Genomic DNA, 16044 nt, shown 5'->3' with positions numbered 1-16044 from the left:
ACTCAGCCAGCGAGGAACTCGACAGCGTCAGGAACGAAGGTGGTGTGATGCTGGAATATCCCGCCGTGCCCCGCGCGCGGGTAGATCTTCAACTCCGCGTTGGGGATTCGGCGCGCCATGTCCGCCGACAAGCTGCTTGCCACCATGAGGTCGTCATCGCCATTGGCGACCAGGACGGGAACCGTGATCCGCGACAGGTCGTCGGGTGTGGCCTTGCCGCCGTTGACGATCGCTTTGAGCTGCGCGAGCCGCGCTTGCATCGAGACCTGCTTGTCCCGATCGAAGGTTCGCTCCCGCAGGCGGCCGAAGTAGTCGGAGGCGGCGCGCTTACCCTCCGCGGTGCGGGGAAAGAACAGGTATTCGCGGGGGTCTTTCCGCGTCAGGAGAGCCTTGGCGTAGGCGACGGCGACGATTTTGCGCATCGCGTCGATTCCGCCGCCACCGCGAGGTCCGGTGCCCGCCAATATCATTCGCCGAACCAGGTCGGGCGCCTTGAGTGCCACCACCTGTGCAACGGCCCCGCCGAGGGAGAACCCGATCAGATCCACCTTCGTCAATCCGAGCGCTCGGATGAACGCAATCGCGTCGTCGGCCATCTGGTCGATGTTGTCCGGCACTACCGATCCGGTGGCCCCAACGCCTCGGTTGTCGAACGCGACGACACGGTGGTGCGCCGCGATGCCGTCGATCACTCTTGGGTCCCAGTCGTCGAGCACGGCGGTGAAGTGATGCAGGAACACCACGGGCACGTCGGATTCGACGCCGAGCTCCCGGAATGCGAACGGCACTCCGTTGACGTCGATTGTCTTGGTGGGCGTGTCTTCCCAGGTGAGCATGTCAAACCTCTCGGCGCGGCTTTGATATTACGATCATAATATTATGACTGTATTATCATCGTCAAGAGTGGTTCGTGACACAAGCGGAGGTGGGTTCCATGGCCAGATATGGAGCGGAACACAAGACTGAGACGCGTCGGCGCATCATCGCGGCGGCCAGCCGGCGCCTCAAACAAGACGGCATCGACGGTTCGGGGATCGCCGCGGTGATGTCCGATGCCAACCTCACCAACGGCGCGTTCTACGCACACTTCGAATCCAAGAACGATCTCGTCGCGAGCGTCATCACCGATCAACTCGAACAACAGCGGGCCGCCGTCAGCGCCCTAGGGGCTGATCGCGATTCACTGGAAGGCTATATCCGCGCCTATCTGTCCACCGAACACCGGGACAACCAACCCGACGGCTGCCCGACGGCGCCATTACTGAGTGAAATCGGACGTTGCGATGGCATCGTCAGGAACGCCTATTCCACTGGGGCACAGTCGATCGTCCAGGAAATTGCCGCGCACCTCCCGGCGGTGAGATCAGAAGCGAATCGGATGCAGACAGCGTGGGGCCTGTTCAGCATTCTGGTCACGTCGCTGCAACTCGCCCGAGCGATCACCGACCCCGAAGTCTCCGCCCAGGTGCTCGACGCCGGGATCAACAACGCACTTCGGATACTCGACAGTCCGGAATGACTTTGGCGGGAGCACTGGAAGACAGAAGAACAACCCCGCCTGTAGCTTGAGAAACTCCGCCCCGGCGGAGGGCGATTCGCCGCTACTGCAGACCGAACAGCGATCGCCTGACGCGATCGATATCGGTGCGGGCGGCAAGCGTGTCGGTGATGGCCATGACGGCGACGGCGATCTCGATATCCGACACGGCCGCTCGATGCTGTTGCGCGAAACGACTTTTCAGCCTGTCGATGTCACTGTCGGTGAGCCGGCGGGGCATCAGCGCCAACAGGGGGTTGTAGCCGTTGGCGGGGGCCATGGGCGGCTGTCCGAGGCGCAAGTAGGCGATCAACGTCGTGATCGCCCTGCCGAATCTGCTGCTCATGTCGGTGCTCGTCTGGTCATCATGCGGTGGGGAAACGCCGGTGGAGCGTGTCGCGCATGGCCTGTACTTCGTTCATGCGCGTGGCCAGTGTGCCGAGGTGTTTGTCGGTGCCGTGCTGGGCGCGGCGCCGCAGCGTGGTCGCCTGCGATTGCAGTTCGGCTAGTTCGTCGTCGAGCAGCTCGATGAAGCGCCGCGCCTGCAGCACGTCGGAATCGTGCTGGCCTACCGGCGCCCGTTCGGGGGTGTTGAGCGTCGGCGGCGTGATCGGATCGGCGGGGCGTAACTGGGGGATGTGGTGGGCTTCGGTGACTTCGTATGGCGCAGCATCCAGCCGAGTAGCCCGATGGGCGTCGGTGAACTCGGCCGTCATCGACACACGATCGCAAATCCGCAGGCCAGAATCAGTTTCCCCGCGGTATCCGTCCCGTAAGGAGCCGTTCACACTCGGTTCACCCGGGTTGTGAGCTTTATGTCCCGCGGCCTCGTCGAGAACCGCGGCGATGGGCCCCGCGTCAGTCCCGTGTGCCGGTGCTTCGGTAGATGACATTGTGGGCGATTTCGACGGCGTGGTCGGCGAAGCGTTCGTAGTAGCGGCTCAGTAGGGTGACATCAACGGCGGTGGTGGTGCCATGGGACCACTGCGGGTCCATCACCACCACGAACAGGCGCCGGTGAATGTCGTCCATGGCTTCATCGTCAGCGTTGAGCTGGGCTGCCTTGTCGGTGTTCCCGTCGAGCACAACACATTTGGTGTCTTGCGCGAGCCGCACGGCGATGCTTCCCATCTCGGCGAAATGGCCACTCACATCGCCCGGCACGGCGGTCTCGGGGTGGCGGCGGCGACTGATCTGAGCGACGTGCGCCGCGAGGGCGCCCATGCGCTGCAGATCAGCGACATTGCGCATGCCGGCGAGGACGGCGCGCAGATCGCGGGCCACCGGGGCTTGGCGGGCCAGGATGGTGAACGTGTCCGCTTCCAAGGCAGCGCACTTGGCGTCGATGTCGTGGCGACGGTCAATGACATGTTCGGCGGCACCGAGGTCGGCGTGCAGCAACGCATCAGTCGCCAGCTGCATCATGGCGGCGGTGCGGTCACACAGGTCGGCGATGCCGTCGTTGAGCGCATCGAGTTGCTCATGGAAGACAGTTCGCATGGGTTACCACCCTACGACGCGGACGGAACTCTGCATGACGTGAAGGTTAATGTCAGCAAACAACACCTGGTCGAATCATCAGCAGGCACCCAGCTGGTCGTCGATGTCGGCCAGTACTCCTCGACACTTGCGACAGCATCTCGGCGCCCACGCTTGTATTTCAGTTTGCGGATCCGCCAATTTCCGCCAGCTCGGAATGCAATCCGCCACGGAGAAGCGACCACCTCCTCCACTTTCAACATATAGCGCACCCGGGGGCTTGTGGCAAGACCCCCCTCATGCTCCAGAATCGCTGGGCTGCAACGCAACTTGCGGCTTGATCGTCTTGAGGGGGACGCATGACAGATACCGACGTGATCATCGTGGGCGCGGGACCGACCGGTCTGACCCTGGCCACCGAACTCTGCCTGACCGGGGTCAAACCGCTTGTGCTGGAACGGCTCACCGACATCCGCGAGGTCGCCAAGGCCGGCGGCATCGGCGGTCAGATCCTGAACCTGTTGCGCTACCGGGAACTGGGAGACCTGCTCGATGACGCGGCGGGAGCACCTGTCACGGCCAAACTGCCGTTCGGTGGCATCCACGTCGACCTGACCGAACTCGATGAGTCACCGATGCAGGTACAACGACTCCCCCAGCCCCAACTGGAAGCCCTTCTGCAGAGCCACGTGCAAAACCTCGGTGTGGAGGTCCGGCGCGGCCATGAGGTGACCGGCCTGCAGCAGGACGACGATGCCGTGCACCTCGATGTCCAGGGACCTGACGGCCCGTACCGCATCAGCGCGCAGTACGTGGTGGGCTGCGACGGGGTGCGTAGCCGGGTCCGGGAACTGGCCGGCATCGAGTTTCCGGGCATCGTCTACCCCGAGGTCCATCGGATGGCCAACGTCACGTGGCCGGCCGAGATCACCGTCCTCGATGACGGCGACTACGACGTCCCCAAGTACGGCCGTCTGCCCTGGGGGTACAGCCAGACCGAAGGCGGAATCTTCGCCATCGCGTCCTCGGAGCCCGGACGGCTGGGGATGTACACCAGCGAGGCTCCCGACCACGACTACGACGATGACGACCCGATGACGCTGGACGAATTCCGCGACAGCGTCCGCCGCGTGCTCGGCGTGGACATACCGCTCGGCGAGCCACAACGACTGACTCGGTTCACCTATGCGGCCCGGCACACCGAGCGCTACGTGGCGGGCCGGGTGCTCCTGGCCGGCGACGCCGCCCATCAGATTCCGACGGGCGGCGTGGCAGTCTCGGCCGGCATGCTCGACGGGGTGAACCTCGCCTGGAAACTGGCCGCCACGATCCAAGGCTGGGCCCCGCCCGGGCTGCTCGGCACCTACCACTCCGAGCGCCACCTCGCGGGTGAGCGGCTACTGCTGCACGCTCAGGCCCAGGTGTCGTTGCGGCGTGGACACGACCCGGCCGACGAGGCGCTCCGAAAAGTGTTCAGCGAATTGGTCTCCGATGCACCGGCACTCGCGCGGGTCGGCGCGATGATCGCGGCGTCCGACGTCCGGTACCCGATGACCGGCGCGCAGCCGCACGCCCTGGCGGGCGCGTTCGCGTCCGGCCTGCCCGACGACGTCGTGGCGGCCCTGCGCGCGGCGCGACCCGTCTTCGTCGGACCGGCCGAGCTGTGCGACATCGCGGCGCCGTGGGCCGATCGCGTCGACATCCTCGAGCACCCCGGTGACGCCCTGCTGATCCGGCCGGATGCGCACATCGCCTGGGCGGGTGCCACGGAAACGGGACTGAGCGACGCGCTCACCCACTGGTTCGGCGAGTCGCGATGAATATTCGGGCCCGCACCGGTCTATCCCATGAACACACTCTTCAGGAGGCAACATGACCGAGCAGACCGCCCTGCCACCGGTGGTCGACCAGGACACCTGGCGTGCCGCCCTCGACGACCTACGCCGCCGCGAAAAAGCCGCGACGCGCGAACTCGACGCCATCGCCGCGCAACGGCGCCGGCTGCCGATGGTCGAGCTACCCGACTACACGCTGATTGGTGCCGACGGTCCCATCCGGCTGGCCGACATCTTCGACGGCCGGTCGCAGCTGATCGTCTACAACCACATGTGGACCGACGGTGCCGAGTGGCAGTGCTCCGGGTGCACCGGCTACACCTCGCAGTTCACCCGGCTGGATTTCCTGGCCAACTACGACGCCCGGTTCGTCATCGTCACCAACGGACCCATCGAGGAAGCGCTCGCCTATAGGACCAAGGTGGGCAACCAGATGGATTGGTACTCGTCGTCGGACAGCACCTTCGGATCCGACGTGGATGCCGCACCGGGCGACGGCTTCGCGGTGAATGTGTTTCTCCGAGAGGGCGACACGGTGTACCGCACCTGGCACACCAACGGTCGCGGCACCGAGCAGCTGGGCCACAGCTTCTCGCTGATCGACGTTCTGCCCTACGGCCGCCAGGAGCAGTGGCAGGATTCGCCCGACGGCTGGCCCAAATCGCCGACGTACTCCAAGTGGGCCGGCTCCCCCGATATCGCACGCCTCTACGGACCGAACGGACAGCACCGATGACCAGCAACACAACGGCACAAGAACGCTTCGTCGCCACCCGCACCATCGCCGCGCCGCCCGCGGCGGTGTTCGCCGTGCTGGCCAACCCTGCGCGGCACAAGGACACCGAGCCGGGCGACTGGGTCCGCGACGCCATCGACTCCGCTCCGATCACCGGTACCGGTCAGGTTTTCGCCATGAACATGTACCTCGACCAGGCCGGCGGCGACTACGTCACGCACAACCGGGTGACCGACTTCGAACAGGACAAGACCGTCGGCTGGGCGACGGGGAGTCTGGACGACTCGGGCGAATACGTCCCGGGTGGTTGGTGGTGGCGCTACGACCTGGCCCCGAACGGCGACGGCACGGATGTCACCCTGACCTACGACTGGACCGGAACACCGCAGGCCTTCCGCGACCAGATCGGCGGCATGCCACCGTTCCCCCTCGGGTTCATCGAGGCGTCGCTGGCTGCCCTCGATCGGGCCGTCACCGGCTGATTCAGGCCACCCACCTCTACGCGACAACCTTTGCACAACAAAGGATTTGACGCGTGGGGGTGGGCGGAATCTCGCACGAGCGATCGGCGCGTCGGGTTACGAGCATCGATCAAGCCGATTTGCTCCTGGGCAGATCCCGGGTATGCTGATTGCATCGGCGGTACTTCGTCGCGTGGCTGATCATTGTCACGCCGTCGCCGATTCGAAGAAGTTTGGCCGATTCGCGGTCAAGGCAGGAGCGTCGCAATGACGCCGCAACATGACCACACGAGCCTGATCGACCGCACCACCCCGACGCACGCTCCCCGTTTACGGTTGAAGCCCAAGGCTCCCCACAGCGGATATGTGGACGGGGCGTGGTGGCCGCACACCAGCAACCTCAGCAGCGAACTGCCCGACCTCTTGTCCGTGCTGTCGGTTCGTCTCGGACGGATCGACCGAGTGCTGTACAACGTCGGCGAGTGGTCGGGTGCACCGTCCAAACTCGACACCGGCGGACGGCAGGTCCGTCTGGACGGATATCAGCGCCAGCCCATCAACACCGTTGAGGTGATTGGGCTCGACCGCGACAGGATCGTCCTCCTGACGGTGCCCGCAGCCACGGATCCGGCGGAAGCCCATAACGCCCTCATGAACGCCGCGCGTCCCGATGACCACACGACAGTGCTGGGCATCTTGGCTGCCGCGCAGCATGCCGACTAGCCAGCTAAGAATCCCTTACGCTGCGCCCCAACAGATTTGGATGCGCCGATGCGCATTCATGATGAAAAAAAGAAAGTAGTAACAGCATGACCGAAGGTACCGTGAAGTGGTTCAACAACGAGAAGGGCTTTGGATTCATCGCCCCGGACGGCGGCACGCCCGACGTTTTCGTTCACCACACCGAGATTCAGGGCAGCGGCTTCCGCTCGCTTGAAGAGAACCAGCGAGTGAAGTTCGACGTCACCCAGGGCGCCAAGGGCCCGCAGGCCGTTGGCGTTACCGTCCTCTAAGCACGCCAAAAGTCCTGGGCTGGCGCGGGTTCGCCCCGCGTCAGTCCAGAATTTTGCCTGAAACCCGTTGCCGCCGTGCGGCTGTCAAGATTTCTTCAGCCGTCTGCAACATCGCCTCTTCGCCTCGCCGCAGGTCCACTGCTTGACTGGCTGCGCGTCGCAGCACCATGCCGGCCAGCGAGCTGTTGGTCGTGCTCGGCACGATGAGCAGAGTCGCGCTCGCGTCAGATCCCCTGATCGTCATGATGTGTTGAGGCTTGGTGCGCCAGTCCCGCCAATTGAGATTTGGCGGATTGTGCAGCGGCGACCAATTGAGCTCCACCGAAACGATTTTCCCCAATCGGTCTTCCAAAACCGTCACCAGACCGGCCAATTCGTCAGCCAGGGCTCCGGTGTATGGCCACCACGCGCCGTCGAGCCGGCCACCGAGATCATCAGCCAGACACAGCCGAACGGGTTTGTCTGCGCGTATCCGCTGCGTGAGGTATGCCATCAGAGCATCGCAGAGTGTCTGAGCCGGTCCGTGCGCCATGCCATGAGAAATCCTTACGGTCGATGCCGCGACGACCACCGGCAAAACGGCGACGGACATTACGCTGCAACTCAATTTGAGCCGAGCCGCCGAGCGGCAACGACACGGCCCCCTCAATGACGCTACGCCGTCTGCGCGGCCGCCGGTACGCGTAGAGTCGATATATGGCCCCGAAATGCCCCCGATGCGGCAGCACCGGCATGTATCCACTGGCCAGCACCAGCCCCAAACCCGCCGCGAACGGCGGGCGGCGATGGGAATGCGTTGATTGCGGCAAAAACGTTTTCCGCAGTGGCCCGGTTCCCGATACGCCCGCCTCCGCCGGTCACTGACACGCCGCGCCAAACGCGGCGCGGAATCGTCAGTCGATGTACTCCGCTGTCCCATCCTCGAGCACCAAGCGGGTATTGCTGCCGTCGGTCCCGGCGGCTTCGGTGCGGAACACCGCGCGCCCGGGCTCAGTGCGCCACACCGACGTCGTCAACGTCTCGCCGGGGAAGACCGGTGAGGTGAAGCGTGCGCCGACAGCCTTGATCTTGGCGGCATCGCCACCACCGAGCTCGGCGACCAGGACCCGGCCGGCGACCCCGTAGGTGCACAGGCCGTGCAGGATCGGCTTCGGGAAACCCGCGAGGGTCTGCGCGAACCACGGGTCGCTGTGCAGCGGATTGCGGTCACCCGAGAGCCGGTAGATCAGCGGCTGGTCCTCGGTGGTGGGCAGCGCGACGACCGCGTCCGCCGGGCGATCCGGAATCTCCGGAGCCGCGGCCCGCTCCCCCGGCTGTCCACCGAAACCACCCTCGCCGCGGATCACCGCGGTCGACCACGATTCGGCGATCACATTTCCGTGGTCGTCGGTGGCGGTGCCCTTGAACGTCAGGATGGCGTTCTTGCCCTCGCCCTTGTCCTGGATGTCCACCACCTCGGAGCTGACGTTGAATCGGCCCGACGGCGGCAGCGGCGCATGCAGCCGAATCTGCTGGCTGCCGTGCAGCAGCTTGCCGAAATTGAAGCTGCCGACCTCGCCGACCGCGCCCCAGGCCGGGCAGCAGATGACCGCATACGTGGGCAGCACCTGCTGGTCGATGTCATGGCTGTTCTCCGTGGTGAACGCCAAATCCTTGGTCCCGCAACCGACTCCGAGTGCGTAGAGCAGAGTGTCGCGTTCGGTCCATTCGAAGGGCTGCGGTGCGGTCTTGGCTCCGACGGCGTTGGGGTTGATCGGCATTCGGCGGTTCTCCCTCACAAGTGGTGTGACAAATTCGGACCCTACGCGCTATTGACCTCGGCCCGCGAGAGGTTCACGATGACTCGCATGCGATATGTCGTTACCGGCGGTACCGGGTTTATTGGCCGCCGCGTCGTCAGCCGAATTCTGGCCCAGCACGACGAAGCCACCCGGCCCGATCTCGGCACCGCCGAGGTGTTCGTTCTCGTTCGTCGGGCCTCGTTGGCCCGCTTCGAGGAACTGGCCGCGGACTGGGGTGACCGGGCGAAGCCGCTGGTCGGTGACCTCACCTCCGCGGATTTGGGCCTGTCCGATCTCGCCGATCTGGGTCCGATCGATCACGTGGTGCACTGTGCCGCGATCTACGACATGACCGTCGACGCCGCCACCCAGCAGGCCGCCAACGTCGAGGGCACCCGGGCGGTGATCGAGTTGACCCGCAGCCTGAACGCGACCCTGCACCACGTGTCGTCGATCGCGGTGGCGGGCAACTACCGGGGGATTTTCAGCGAGGACGACTTCGACGTCTCGCAGGAGCTGCCGACGCCGTACCACCAGACCAAGTTCGAAGCCGAGCAACTGGTGCACGCCACCCCCGGTCTGCGCTACCGGGTGTACCGGCCGGCCGTCGTGGTCGGCGACTCCCGCACCGGCGAGATGGACAAAGTCGACGGGCCGTACTACTTCTTCGGGGTACTGGCCCGACTGGCCGCGCTGCCGAAGTTCACGCCGATGATGGTGCCCGACACCGGCCGCACCAACATCGTGCCGGTGGACTACGTCGTCGACGCCCTGGTCGCGCTGATGCACGCCGACGGCCGGGACGGCCAGACGTTCCACCTGACGTCACCGAATCCGATTGGACTCAAAGACATCTACCGCGGCGTCGCCGGCGAGGCCGGGCTGCCGCCGTTGCGCGGCACGCTGCCGCGAGCCACCGCCGCCCCGGTACTCAAGGCCACCGGCCGGACCCGGCTGCTGCGCAACATGGCCGCCACCCAGTTGGGCATCCCGGGTGAGGTGCTCGACGTCGTCGACCTGGCGCCGACATTCGCCTCGGAGACCACCGTCGCGGCACTGCAGGGCACCGGCATCGTGCTGCCCGAATTCGCCTCCTACGCACCGAAACTCTGGCGCTACTGGGCCGTGCACCTGGACCCCGACCGCGCTCGCCGGGATGACCCGCGTGGCCCGCTCGTCGGCCGCAACGTGATCATCACGGGCGCCTCGAGCGGCATCGGCCGGGCCTCGGCCGTCGCCGTCGCCGAACGCGGCGGGCGGGTGTTCGCGCTGGCCCGCAGCGCCGACGCCCTCGATGAACTGGTCACCGAGATTCGCCAATTCGGTGGCGAGGCATACGCTTTCACGTGTGATGTCGCCGACGGCGGGTCCGTGGAGCACACCGTCAAGGACATCCTGGGCCAGTTCGGCCATGTCGACTACCTGGTGAACAACGCCGGCCGCTCGATCCGGCGTTCCGTGGTCAACTCGACCGATCGCTTCCACGACTACGAGCGCGTGATGGCCGTCAACTACTTCGGTGCAGTGCGGATGACGCTGGCGCTGCTGCCGCACTGGCGGGAGCGCCGGTTCGGTCACGTGGTCAACGTGTCGAGCGCCGGGGTGCAGGCCAACAGCCCGAAGTACAGCGCCTACCTACCGAGCAAGGCCGCACTCGATGCCTTCTCCGAAGTGGTTGGCACCGAGACCCTTTCGGACCACATCACGTTCACCAACATTCACATGCCGTTGGTGGAAACCCCGATGATCGCACCGTCGAAGCGACTGAATCCGATGCCGCCGATCACCCCGGAGCACGCCGCGGCGATGGTGGTGCGTGGCTTGATCGACAAGCCGGCCCGGATCGACACCCCGATGGGCACGCTGGGCGATCTCGGAAACTACTTCACCCCCAAGCTGTCTCGCCGCGTGCTGCACCAGTTGTACCTCGGCTACCCGGATTCGGCGGCGGCCCGGGGTGTCTCCGAAACCCCGCCGGTGGCCGATCGCCCCCGGAACCCGCGCCGACCCAAGCGGCCCAACGCGGTCACCCGCCTCCGGGTGCCCCGGCCGGTCAAGCAGGCAGTGCGTCTGATCCCCGGCGTGCACTGGTAGACGGCGTGCATTGGTAGCGGCCCGGCCCTAAGGTTGGCGACGTGACTGGGGGCTTACTTCCCATCGGCCAGGCCAAGGTGCAGCCGGTTTTTGCTGACGTCGACACGGGCGTAGACGATGCGATGGCGCTGGCCTACTTGCTGGCCAGCGCCGACGCCGAGTTGGTCGGCATCGCGTCGACGGCGGGCAACGTCCCGGTCGACCAGGTGTGCGTCAACAATCTGGGATTGCTTCAGTTGTGCGGGGTGGGCCCGATTCCGGTGTCCCGCGGCTCGAGCGTCCCGCTGGTCGCACCCCTGCGTACCGCCGAGGACACCCACGGCCCGCGGGGGTTGGGGTACGCCGAACTGCCCGAACCGAGCCCGGAGTCCGAAACCGGCGGCGTGCTCACCGAGTACGACGCCGCTGAGGCATGGATCCAGGCCGCCCGCGAATACCCGGGCGAGTTGATCGGTCTGGTCACCGGTCCGCTGACCAACTTCGCGCTGGCGCTACGGCTGGAACCGTCACTCCCCCGGCTGTTGCGTCGGCTGGTGATCATGGGCGGGGCCTTCGACTACCGGGGCAACACCACGCCGGTGTCCGAATGGAATATCAGCGTCGACCCGGAAGCCGCGGCCGAGGTGTTCGCGGTCTGGGGTGCGGCGTGGGGCCTGGACGATCCGGCCCATCTGCCGATCATTCTGGGGCTCAACCTGACCGAGAACATCGCGATGACACCGTCGCTGCTGAGCCGGCTGGCAACCGCAGCGGACGGGCCGTCATCGCCGATGAGCGTGCTGGACGAGCGCGGCACGCGCTCCACGTCGTCCAACGCACTGATCCGGGTGCTGGAAGACGCCATGCGGTTCTACTTCGAGTTCCACTACGACCAGGGCGAGGGCTATCTGGCGCACCTGCACGATCCGCTCGCGGCGGCAGTGGCCCTGGACCCGGACATCGTCCGGTATCAACAGGCGACGGTCGACGTGGAACTGCTGGGCACCCTGACCCGCGGCATGACGGTGGCCGACTGGCGTGGGCATTGGGGACGTCAGCCCAATGCCCACATCGGCGTCGAGGTGGACCCGGTGGCGTTCTTCGACCGGTTCATCGAGCGGGTCGGTAGGTTCGCCTCCACCCTCTGACGCCGAATGGCCACTTGCGACAAGGAAATTCGCGGATTTCGTGTCACAAGTGGCCGGTCGGCGCGGTGACGATCAGTCGTCGGTGACGGTGATCTTGACGTCGATGTTGCCGCGGGTGGCGTTGGAGTACGGGCACACCTGGTGGGCCTTGTCGGCCAACTCCTGGGCGGCGTCGTGCTCCAGGTTGGGCAGGGTGATCTCCAGCTCGACCGCCAGGCCGAATCCGCCGTTGTCCAGCTGGCCGAGCGAAACCCGCGCTCCCACAGACGAATCGGTGACGTCGGCCTTGGCCTCGCGGGCGACCAGACGCAGCGCCGAGTGGTAGCAGGCGGCGTAGCCGATGGCGAACAGCTGCTCGGGGTTGGTGCCGTTACCGCTGCCACCCATCTCCTTCGGGATGGCCAGGTCCAGGTCCAGCTTGCCGTCGGAGGTACGGCCGTGGCCGTCGCGACCTTCGCCGGTGGCCAGGGCTTCTGCGGTGTAGAGCGCCTTCATGTCGATCTCCTTGTGGTTGGTTGGTGCCGGTGACGCGGGTTGCGTCGGTAACTCAGTGCGATGCGGTGAGGGCATCGGTCAATCGGTGGATCGCGTCGCGCAGGTCCGCCGCTTCCTGCTCGGTGATGCCCGTCTGGGCACCCAGCCGCTCGGGAATGCACTGGGCCTTCCCTTCGAGCTTGCGGCCGGCCGGGGTGAGGGTCACCTCGACCTGACGCTCGTCCTGCAGCGACCGTTCACGACGGATGAATCCATTGGCTTCCAACCGTTTCAGTAGCGGTGAGAGAGTCCCCGAATCCAGCTGCAGCCGTTCACCCAGCCGCCCGACCGTGACCCGATCCTCTTCCCACAGCACCAGCAGCACCAGGTACTGCGGGTAGGTGAGGTTCAGTTCGGACAGGATCGGCCGGTAGGCCGCCGTCATCGCCCGCGACGCCGAGTACAGGGCGAAGCAGAGCTGGCGGTCCAAGGTGAGGGCGTCCACACTGAGAACTGTAGACCACAATTCAATTGTGCACAACCATTATTTTCTGAATGGCTCGCAGCCGGGCCGGCCGCGCGTCAGCGGAGGTGTCGTTGCAGCCAGTCGACGCTGTACGCGAGCCATTCGGTGTAGTGCGCCATGGCGCAATGGTCGTCGTCGGGGTACAGGATCAGTTCACTGTTGGGCACAGCAGTCGCGAGGTCGACGGAGTCCTGGGTCGAGACGAGAGTGTCGGTGTCACCATTGATGACCAACAGCGGCACGGTGATATCGGGATAGAGGGCTTGGAGCGACAAAGCGTGCAGCCGCCGGCCCAGGTCGACGAGGCTGGTTGCGCCGGTGGTGTTGCGGAGGGTTTGCAGGACGATCTCGGGCTTGCCGAAGGTGGACGTCGGCGCGAAGCTGCGGCGGTAGAGGCCGCCGTTGCAGACCGCTGCTTTGATTCGCTTGTCGCGCGCCGTCATTCGCGCCGACCAGTGCGCACCGAAGCTAACCCCGACCATGCCGATCCGGTCGGTGTCGACGCGAGGATGCGCAGCGAGGTGGTCAAGCATTGCCGTGTAGATGTTTTCGGATTCGAGTGAGAGCGGTTTGCGGTAGGCGAAGGTGCCGGGCATCTCCATCGTGACGACAGCCATGCCATTGTGGCGGTACTTCAGGATCGGGAGCGCAAGCTCTTGGCTGGCACCCTCCAGCCCGTTGGTGACCAGGACCGTGGCGACGGGCTCGCTCCCCGCCGGGAATGCGGCATAGCCCTTGATGGTCTCGCCGTCGGCGTGCAAGGTGATGACCTCGACGTCGATGCCCATCGCCGGAGCGAGCGCGCGCAGCAACGCTTCGAACAGGCATTGCGACTCGGCGTAGGCCCGGAGCCGGCGGGGTGTCCAACCCGGCCACGATGCGGCGAACAGGTACGTCATGGCTTTGACCAGCGCGTCGATGGCGACGGCGGCATCGGCGTGGTCAGGGTTGTCGGCGATGAACGAGGTAACCAACCGTTGGGCGGTCTCCGGTGAGCGCTCGGCGAACACGTCCACGGCCGGCGCCAGCACGGCGCCGAGCCGGGCGACGAGGTCGGCATCGGCCGGTTCGAGCAGCTCGCTCGGGGTGGGACCGCCCAGGCGAGCCAGTGCGGGCGCCGCGGTGTCGAGGTGCTGGGCGGCCAGCCTGCGCCAGTAGCCGGCCCACGCCTCGTCATCGAACGAGCGGCATTGCTGCAGCTGAGTTGCGAAGAGCCGCTTGTCGATTCCGCCCATGTTGGCGAACCGGTCGACGGTCAGCTCCGGCAGAAAATAGCCGACGCCGACGCGCCGAGCGGCACGTTCGGTTGTTCCGGTCAGCGCGCAGAGGCTGACGATCAGGTTCTTGGCAATGCGTGACATGGGGACCTCCGGTCGGGGCGGGGCAGCACGCCGATAGTAGACAGAGATTTCCCACTAATGCAATGATCTTTGCGTTACACTATTACCATGGAGGAACGCGATGAGGTCTCACGCCGCCCCGGTGGACGATCCGCGCGCATCCGCACGGCTGTCCTGACCGCCGCCCTGGATCTGCTCGAGACCGGGGTCACCCAGTCGAGCCTTCCTGAGCTGGCAGCCCACGCCGGGGTGGCGCCATCATCGGTCTATCGCCGTTGGGGCACCTGGGAAAATGTCATCGCCGACGCGCTATTGGCCAGCAGTCAGGACGCGATCCCCGTTCCGGACACCGGCACGCTGCGCCAGGATTTGATCGAATTCGCCACGTCGCTCGCGAAATACCTGGAGTCACCCCGCGGATACGCGTTGACCCGAGCGGCCAGCTCCGTTGGCGCGGACTCCCCCGACATCGCTGCCGCCCGAACGCGGTTCTGGACCGAGAGGTTTCAGGTCGCCAAGACGATCATCACCCGCGGCATCGACCGCAACGAGGTGCCTGCCACCACCGATGCGGCCCTCGTCATCGAAACCATCATCGCGCCACTACATTTCCGGCGCCTGGTCACCCACCAGAACGTCACACAGGGGCTCGCCGCACGGATCGACCTGGTGCTGAAAGGAACACAAACCACATGATCGACGAAACCCAAGTGCAGGCCATGCGGCGACGGCACGCCGATGGCGCCGTCGTCGTCGAGGTGTACTCAGGCGCCGGCTGGCAGCAGTGGCCGAATGATCAACTGCCGCTGGGGCTTCCACCGGTTCCCCAGTGGCGTGACGCTGCCGCGGACGGTCAGCCGGCCGACGCTCTCTTGCCGTTCGCTCCCGTGTCATTCCGCGACTTCATGCTCTACGAACAACACGTCATCGATGCATCGCGAGCGATGGCGCGGCGGTACCTGCCCGGCAGCTACCGGCTGACCGCGGCGTACGAGCGCATCACCGGATCGACGTTCCCGATGTTCAAACCGAACCGCCTGTGGTTCGAACAGCCGATCTACTACATGAGCAACGCACTGACGTTTGTGCCCAGCGGAACACCGGTCACCACACCGGCCTACGCCCGCGACCTGGACTACGAGCTCGAACTCGGTTTCGTGATCGGCCGCCCACTGCGCAATGCCACGCCGACCGAAGCCGCCGCGGCCATCAGCGGCTACGTCGTCCTCAATGACCTATCCGCCCGCGACGTCCAAATAGCCGAGATGCGTAGCGGTTTCGGACCACAGAAGGCCAAGCACTTCGCCAGCTCGATGTCCGACACCGTCGTCGCCGCGACGTCGAGCATCGACCCGGCTGCCCTCGAAGCCGAAGTCAAGATCAACGGGGTCACCGTGACGCGAAGCTCCGCGAAAGGCATGCGGTACACGCTCGGCGAAGCCCTGGCTCACGCCTCCAAGAGCGAACAGCTTTATCCCGGAGAGCTTTTCGGCACCGGCACATTACCGGGATGCTCGGGAATCGAGTCCGGTCATCTTCCGCAGGAGGGGGACAGGCTTGAGCTGACCATCCACGGCATCGGCACCATCACCCACGAGGTCCGGCCCCACGCCGAAAGACACCGCGGATGAACATCATCCA

19 protein-coding genes are annotated in these 16044 nt (G+C 65.6%); 10 read left to right on the top strand and 9 right to left on the bottom strand.

From position 1 onward, the window contains the following. Positions 1-2: 2 nt before the first annotated feature. Complete coding sequence (locus A7G45_RS13680; protein WP_260937690.1) at positions 3-836, bottom strand: alpha/beta fold hydrolase; 834 nt, start codon at positions 834-836, stop codon at positions 3-5. A 98-nt stretch (positions 837-934) separates the two neighbouring features. Between A7G45_RS13680 and A7G45_RS13675 the strand changes: the two genes are divergently transcribed. Continuing rightward, the gene (locus A7G45_RS13675; RefSeq protein WP_260938174.1) at positions 935-1519 is read left to right on the top strand and encodes a TetR/AcrR family transcriptional regulator; all 585 of its coding nucleotides are present in this window, start codon (positions 935-937) and stop codon (positions 1517-1519) included. An 82-nt stretch (positions 1520-1601) separates the two neighbouring features. Here A7G45_RS13675 and A7G45_RS13670 read toward each other — a convergent pair whose 3' ends face one another. From A7G45_RS13670 to phoU, 3 genes are all read right to left on the bottom strand, one after another. Next, positions 1602-1883: a DUF3349 domain-containing protein gene (locus A7G45_RS13670; protein WP_260937689.1), complete on the bottom strand. Its 282-nt coding sequence runs from the start codon at positions 1881-1883 to the stop codon at positions 1602-1604. A 19-nt stretch (positions 1884-1902) separates the two neighbouring features. Beyond that, on the bottom strand, positions 1903-2253 hold the full coding sequence (locus A7G45_RS13665; protein ID WP_260937688.1) for a hypothetical protein: 351 nt from the start codon (positions 2251-2253) through the stop codon (positions 1903-1905). Between the two features lie 142 nt (positions 2254-2395). Continuing rightward, positions 2396-3037: a phosphate signaling complex protein PhoU gene (gene phoU, locus A7G45_RS13660; protein ID WP_260937687.1), complete on the bottom strand. Its 642-nt coding sequence runs from the start codon at positions 3035-3037 to the stop codon at positions 2396-2398. Between the two features lie 338 nt (positions 3038-3375). Here phoU and A7G45_RS13655 point away from each other — a divergent pair, with 338 nt between their 5' ends. From A7G45_RS13655 to A7G45_RS13635, 5 genes are all read left to right on the top strand, one after another. After that, complete coding sequence (locus A7G45_RS13655) at positions 3376-4836, top strand: FAD-dependent monooxygenase (RefSeq protein WP_260937686.1); 1461 nt, start codon at positions 3376-3378, stop codon at positions 4834-4836. 52 nt (positions 4837-4888) lie between these two features. Beyond that, a complete protein-coding gene (locus A7G45_RS13650; RefSeq protein ID WP_260937685.1) occupies positions 4889-5587 on the top strand; it encodes a DUF899 domain-containing protein in 699 nt (232 codons plus the stop codon). Next, a complete protein-coding gene (locus tag A7G45_RS13645; protein ID WP_260937684.1) occupies positions 5584-6069 on the top strand; it encodes an SRPBCC family protein in 486 nt (161 codons plus the stop codon). Before A7G45_RS13650 ends, A7G45_RS13645 begins: the two co-directional genes overlap by 4 nt. A gap of 246 nt (positions 6070-6315) precedes the next feature. Then, positions 6316-6771, top strand: a complete 456-nt coding sequence (locus A7G45_RS13640; RefSeq protein ID WP_260937683.1) for a DUF5994 family protein — start codon at positions 6316-6318, stop codon at positions 6769-6771. 86 nt (positions 6772-6857) lie between these two features. Next, the gene (locus A7G45_RS13635; protein WP_043396795.1) at positions 6858-7061 is read left to right on the top strand and encodes a cold-shock protein; all 204 of its coding nucleotides are present in this window, start codon (positions 6858-6860) and stop codon (positions 7059-7061) included. Positions 7062-7101: 40 nt separating this feature from the next. Here the strand turns inward: A7G45_RS13635 and A7G45_RS13630 are convergent, their stop codons facing one another. Then, positions 7102-7653 carry a DUF5994 family protein gene (locus tag A7G45_RS13630; protein WP_231575607.1) on the bottom strand — a complete coding sequence of 184 codons (552 nt, stop codon included), beginning with the start codon at positions 7651-7653 and terminating at the stop codon, positions 7102-7104. A 301-nt stretch (positions 7654-7954) separates the two neighbouring features. Further along, positions 7955-8821, bottom strand: coding sequence for a MaoC family dehydratase (locus tag A7G45_RS13625; protein ID WP_260937682.1), 867 nt, complete (start codon positions 8819-8821; stop codon positions 7955-7957). Between the two features lie 87 nt (positions 8822-8908). On the opposite strand from A7G45_RS13625, the gene A7G45_RS13620 reads away from it, so the two are divergent. Continuing rightward, the gene (locus A7G45_RS13620) at positions 8909-10936 is read left to right on the top strand and encodes an SDR family oxidoreductase (RefSeq protein ID WP_260937681.1); all 2028 of its coding nucleotides are present in this window, start codon (positions 8909-8911) and stop codon (positions 10934-10936) included. Positions 10937-11058: 122 nt separating this feature from the next. Then, complete coding sequence (locus tag A7G45_RS13615; RefSeq protein WP_276555202.1) at positions 11059-12063, top strand: nucleoside hydrolase; 1005 nt, start codon at positions 11059-11061, stop codon at positions 12061-12063. Positions 12064-12135: 72 nt separating this feature from the next. Here A7G45_RS13615 and A7G45_RS13610 read toward each other — a convergent pair whose 3' ends face one another. The 3 genes from A7G45_RS13610 to A7G45_RS13600 all read right to left on the bottom strand — a co-directional run bounded on the left by A7G45_RS13610 (position 12136) and on the right by A7G45_RS13600 (position 14424). Beyond that, the gene (locus tag A7G45_RS13610; RefSeq protein WP_071289271.1) at positions 12136-12558 is read right to left on the bottom strand and encodes an organic hydroperoxide resistance protein; all 423 of its coding nucleotides are present in this window, start codon (positions 12556-12558) and stop codon (positions 12136-12138) included. Between the two features lie 52 nt (positions 12559-12610). Beyond that, complete coding sequence (locus A7G45_RS13605) at positions 12611-13042, bottom strand: MarR family winged helix-turn-helix transcriptional regulator (protein ID WP_043396805.1); 432 nt, start codon at positions 13040-13042, stop codon at positions 12611-12613. A gap of 77 nt (positions 13043-13119) precedes the next feature. Next, on the bottom strand, positions 13120-14424 hold the full coding sequence (locus tag A7G45_RS13600) for an alpha/beta hydrolase family protein (protein WP_260937680.1): 1305 nt from the start codon (positions 14422-14424) through the stop codon (positions 13120-13122). Between the two features lie 87 nt (positions 14425-14511). Here A7G45_RS13600 and A7G45_RS13595 point away from each other — a divergent pair, with 87 nt between their 5' ends. After that, the gene (locus tag A7G45_RS13595) at positions 14512-15099 is read left to right on the top strand and encodes a TetR/AcrR family transcriptional regulator (protein ID WP_260937679.1); all 588 of its coding nucleotides are present in this window, start codon (positions 14512-14514) and stop codon (positions 15097-15099) included. Further along, positions 15096-16034, top strand: a complete 939-nt coding sequence (locus A7G45_RS13590; RefSeq protein ID WP_260937678.1) for a fumarylacetoacetate hydrolase family protein — start codon at positions 15096-15098, stop codon at positions 16032-16034. Before A7G45_RS13595 ends, A7G45_RS13590 begins: the two co-directional genes overlap by 4 nt. The last annotated feature ends 10 nt before the right edge of the window (positions 16035-16044 follow it).

It is taken from the genome of Mycolicibacterium llatzerense, from assembly GCF_025331195.1.
Taxonomy (GTDB): domain Bacteria; phylum Actinomycetota; class Actinomycetes; order Mycobacteriales; family Mycobacteriaceae; genus Mycobacterium; species Mycobacterium llatzerense.
The sequence above is the reverse complement of the archived record's forward strand: the minus strand, read 5'-3'. Positions and strand labels throughout refer to the sequence as shown.

Coding starts and splice junctions, on each gene's coding strand:
- A7G45_RS13680 (WP_260937690.1), bottom strand. CDS start 836: ATGCTCACCTGGGAAGACACGCCCACCAAGACAATCGACGTCAACGGA.
- A7G45_RS13675 (WP_260938174.1), top strand. CDS start 935: ATGGCCAGATATGGAGCGGAACACAAGACTGAGACGCGTCGGCGCATC.
- A7G45_RS13670 (WP_260937689.1), bottom strand. CDS start 1,883: ATGAGCAGCAGATTCGGCAGGGCGATCACGACGTTGATCGCCTACTTG.
- A7G45_RS13665 (WP_260937688.1), bottom strand. CDS start 2,253: ATGACGGCCGAGTTCACCGACGCCCATCGGGCTACTCGGCTGGATGCT.
- phoU (WP_260937687.1), bottom strand. CDS start 3,037: ATGCGAACTGTCTTCCATGAGCAACTCGATGCGCTCAACGACGGCATC.
- A7G45_RS13655 (WP_260937686.1), top strand. CDS start 3,376: ATGACAGATACCGACGTGATCATCGTGGGCGCGGGACCGACCGGTCTG.
- A7G45_RS13650 (WP_260937685.1), top strand. CDS start 4,889: ATGACCGAGCAGACCGCCCTGCCACCGGTGGTCGACCAGGACACCTGG.
- A7G45_RS13645 (WP_260937684.1), top strand. CDS start 5,584: ATGACCAGCAACACAACGGCACAAGAACGCTTCGTCGCCACCCGCACC.
- A7G45_RS13640 (WP_260937683.1), top strand. CDS start 6,316: ATGACGCCGCAACATGACCACACGAGCCTGATCGACCGCACCACCCCG.
- A7G45_RS13635 (WP_043396795.1), top strand. CDS start 6,858: ATGACCGAAGGTACCGTGAAGTGGTTCAACAACGAGAAGGGCTTTGGA.
- A7G45_RS13630 (WP_231575607.1), bottom strand. CDS start 7,653: ATGTCCGTCGCCGTTTTGCCGGTGGTCGTCGCGGCATCGACCGTAAGG.
- A7G45_RS13625 (WP_260937682.1), bottom strand. CDS start 8,821: ATGCCGATCAACCCCAACGCCGTCGGAGCCAAGACCGCACCGCAGCCC.
- A7G45_RS13620 (WP_260937681.1), top strand. CDS start 8,909: ATGCGATATGTCGTTACCGGCGGTACCGGGTTTATTGGCCGCCGCGTC.
- A7G45_RS13615 (WP_276555202.1), top strand. CDS start 11,059: ATGGCGCTGGCCTACTTGCTGGCCAGCGCCGACGCCGAGTTGGTCGGC.
- A7G45_RS13610 (WP_071289271.1), bottom strand. CDS start 12,558: ATGAAGGCGCTCTACACCGCAGAAGCCCTGGCCACCGGCGAAGGTCGC.
- A7G45_RS13600 (WP_260937680.1), bottom strand. CDS start 14,424: ATGTCACGCATTGCCAAGAACCTGATCGTCAGCCTCTGCGCGCTGACC.
- A7G45_RS13595 (WP_260937679.1), top strand. CDS start 14,512: ATGGAGGAACGCGATGAGGTCTCACGCCGCCCCGGTGGACGATCCGCG.
- A7G45_RS13590 (WP_260937678.1), top strand. CDS start 15,096: ATGATCGACGAAACCCAAGTGCAGGCCATGCGGCGACGGCACGCCGAT.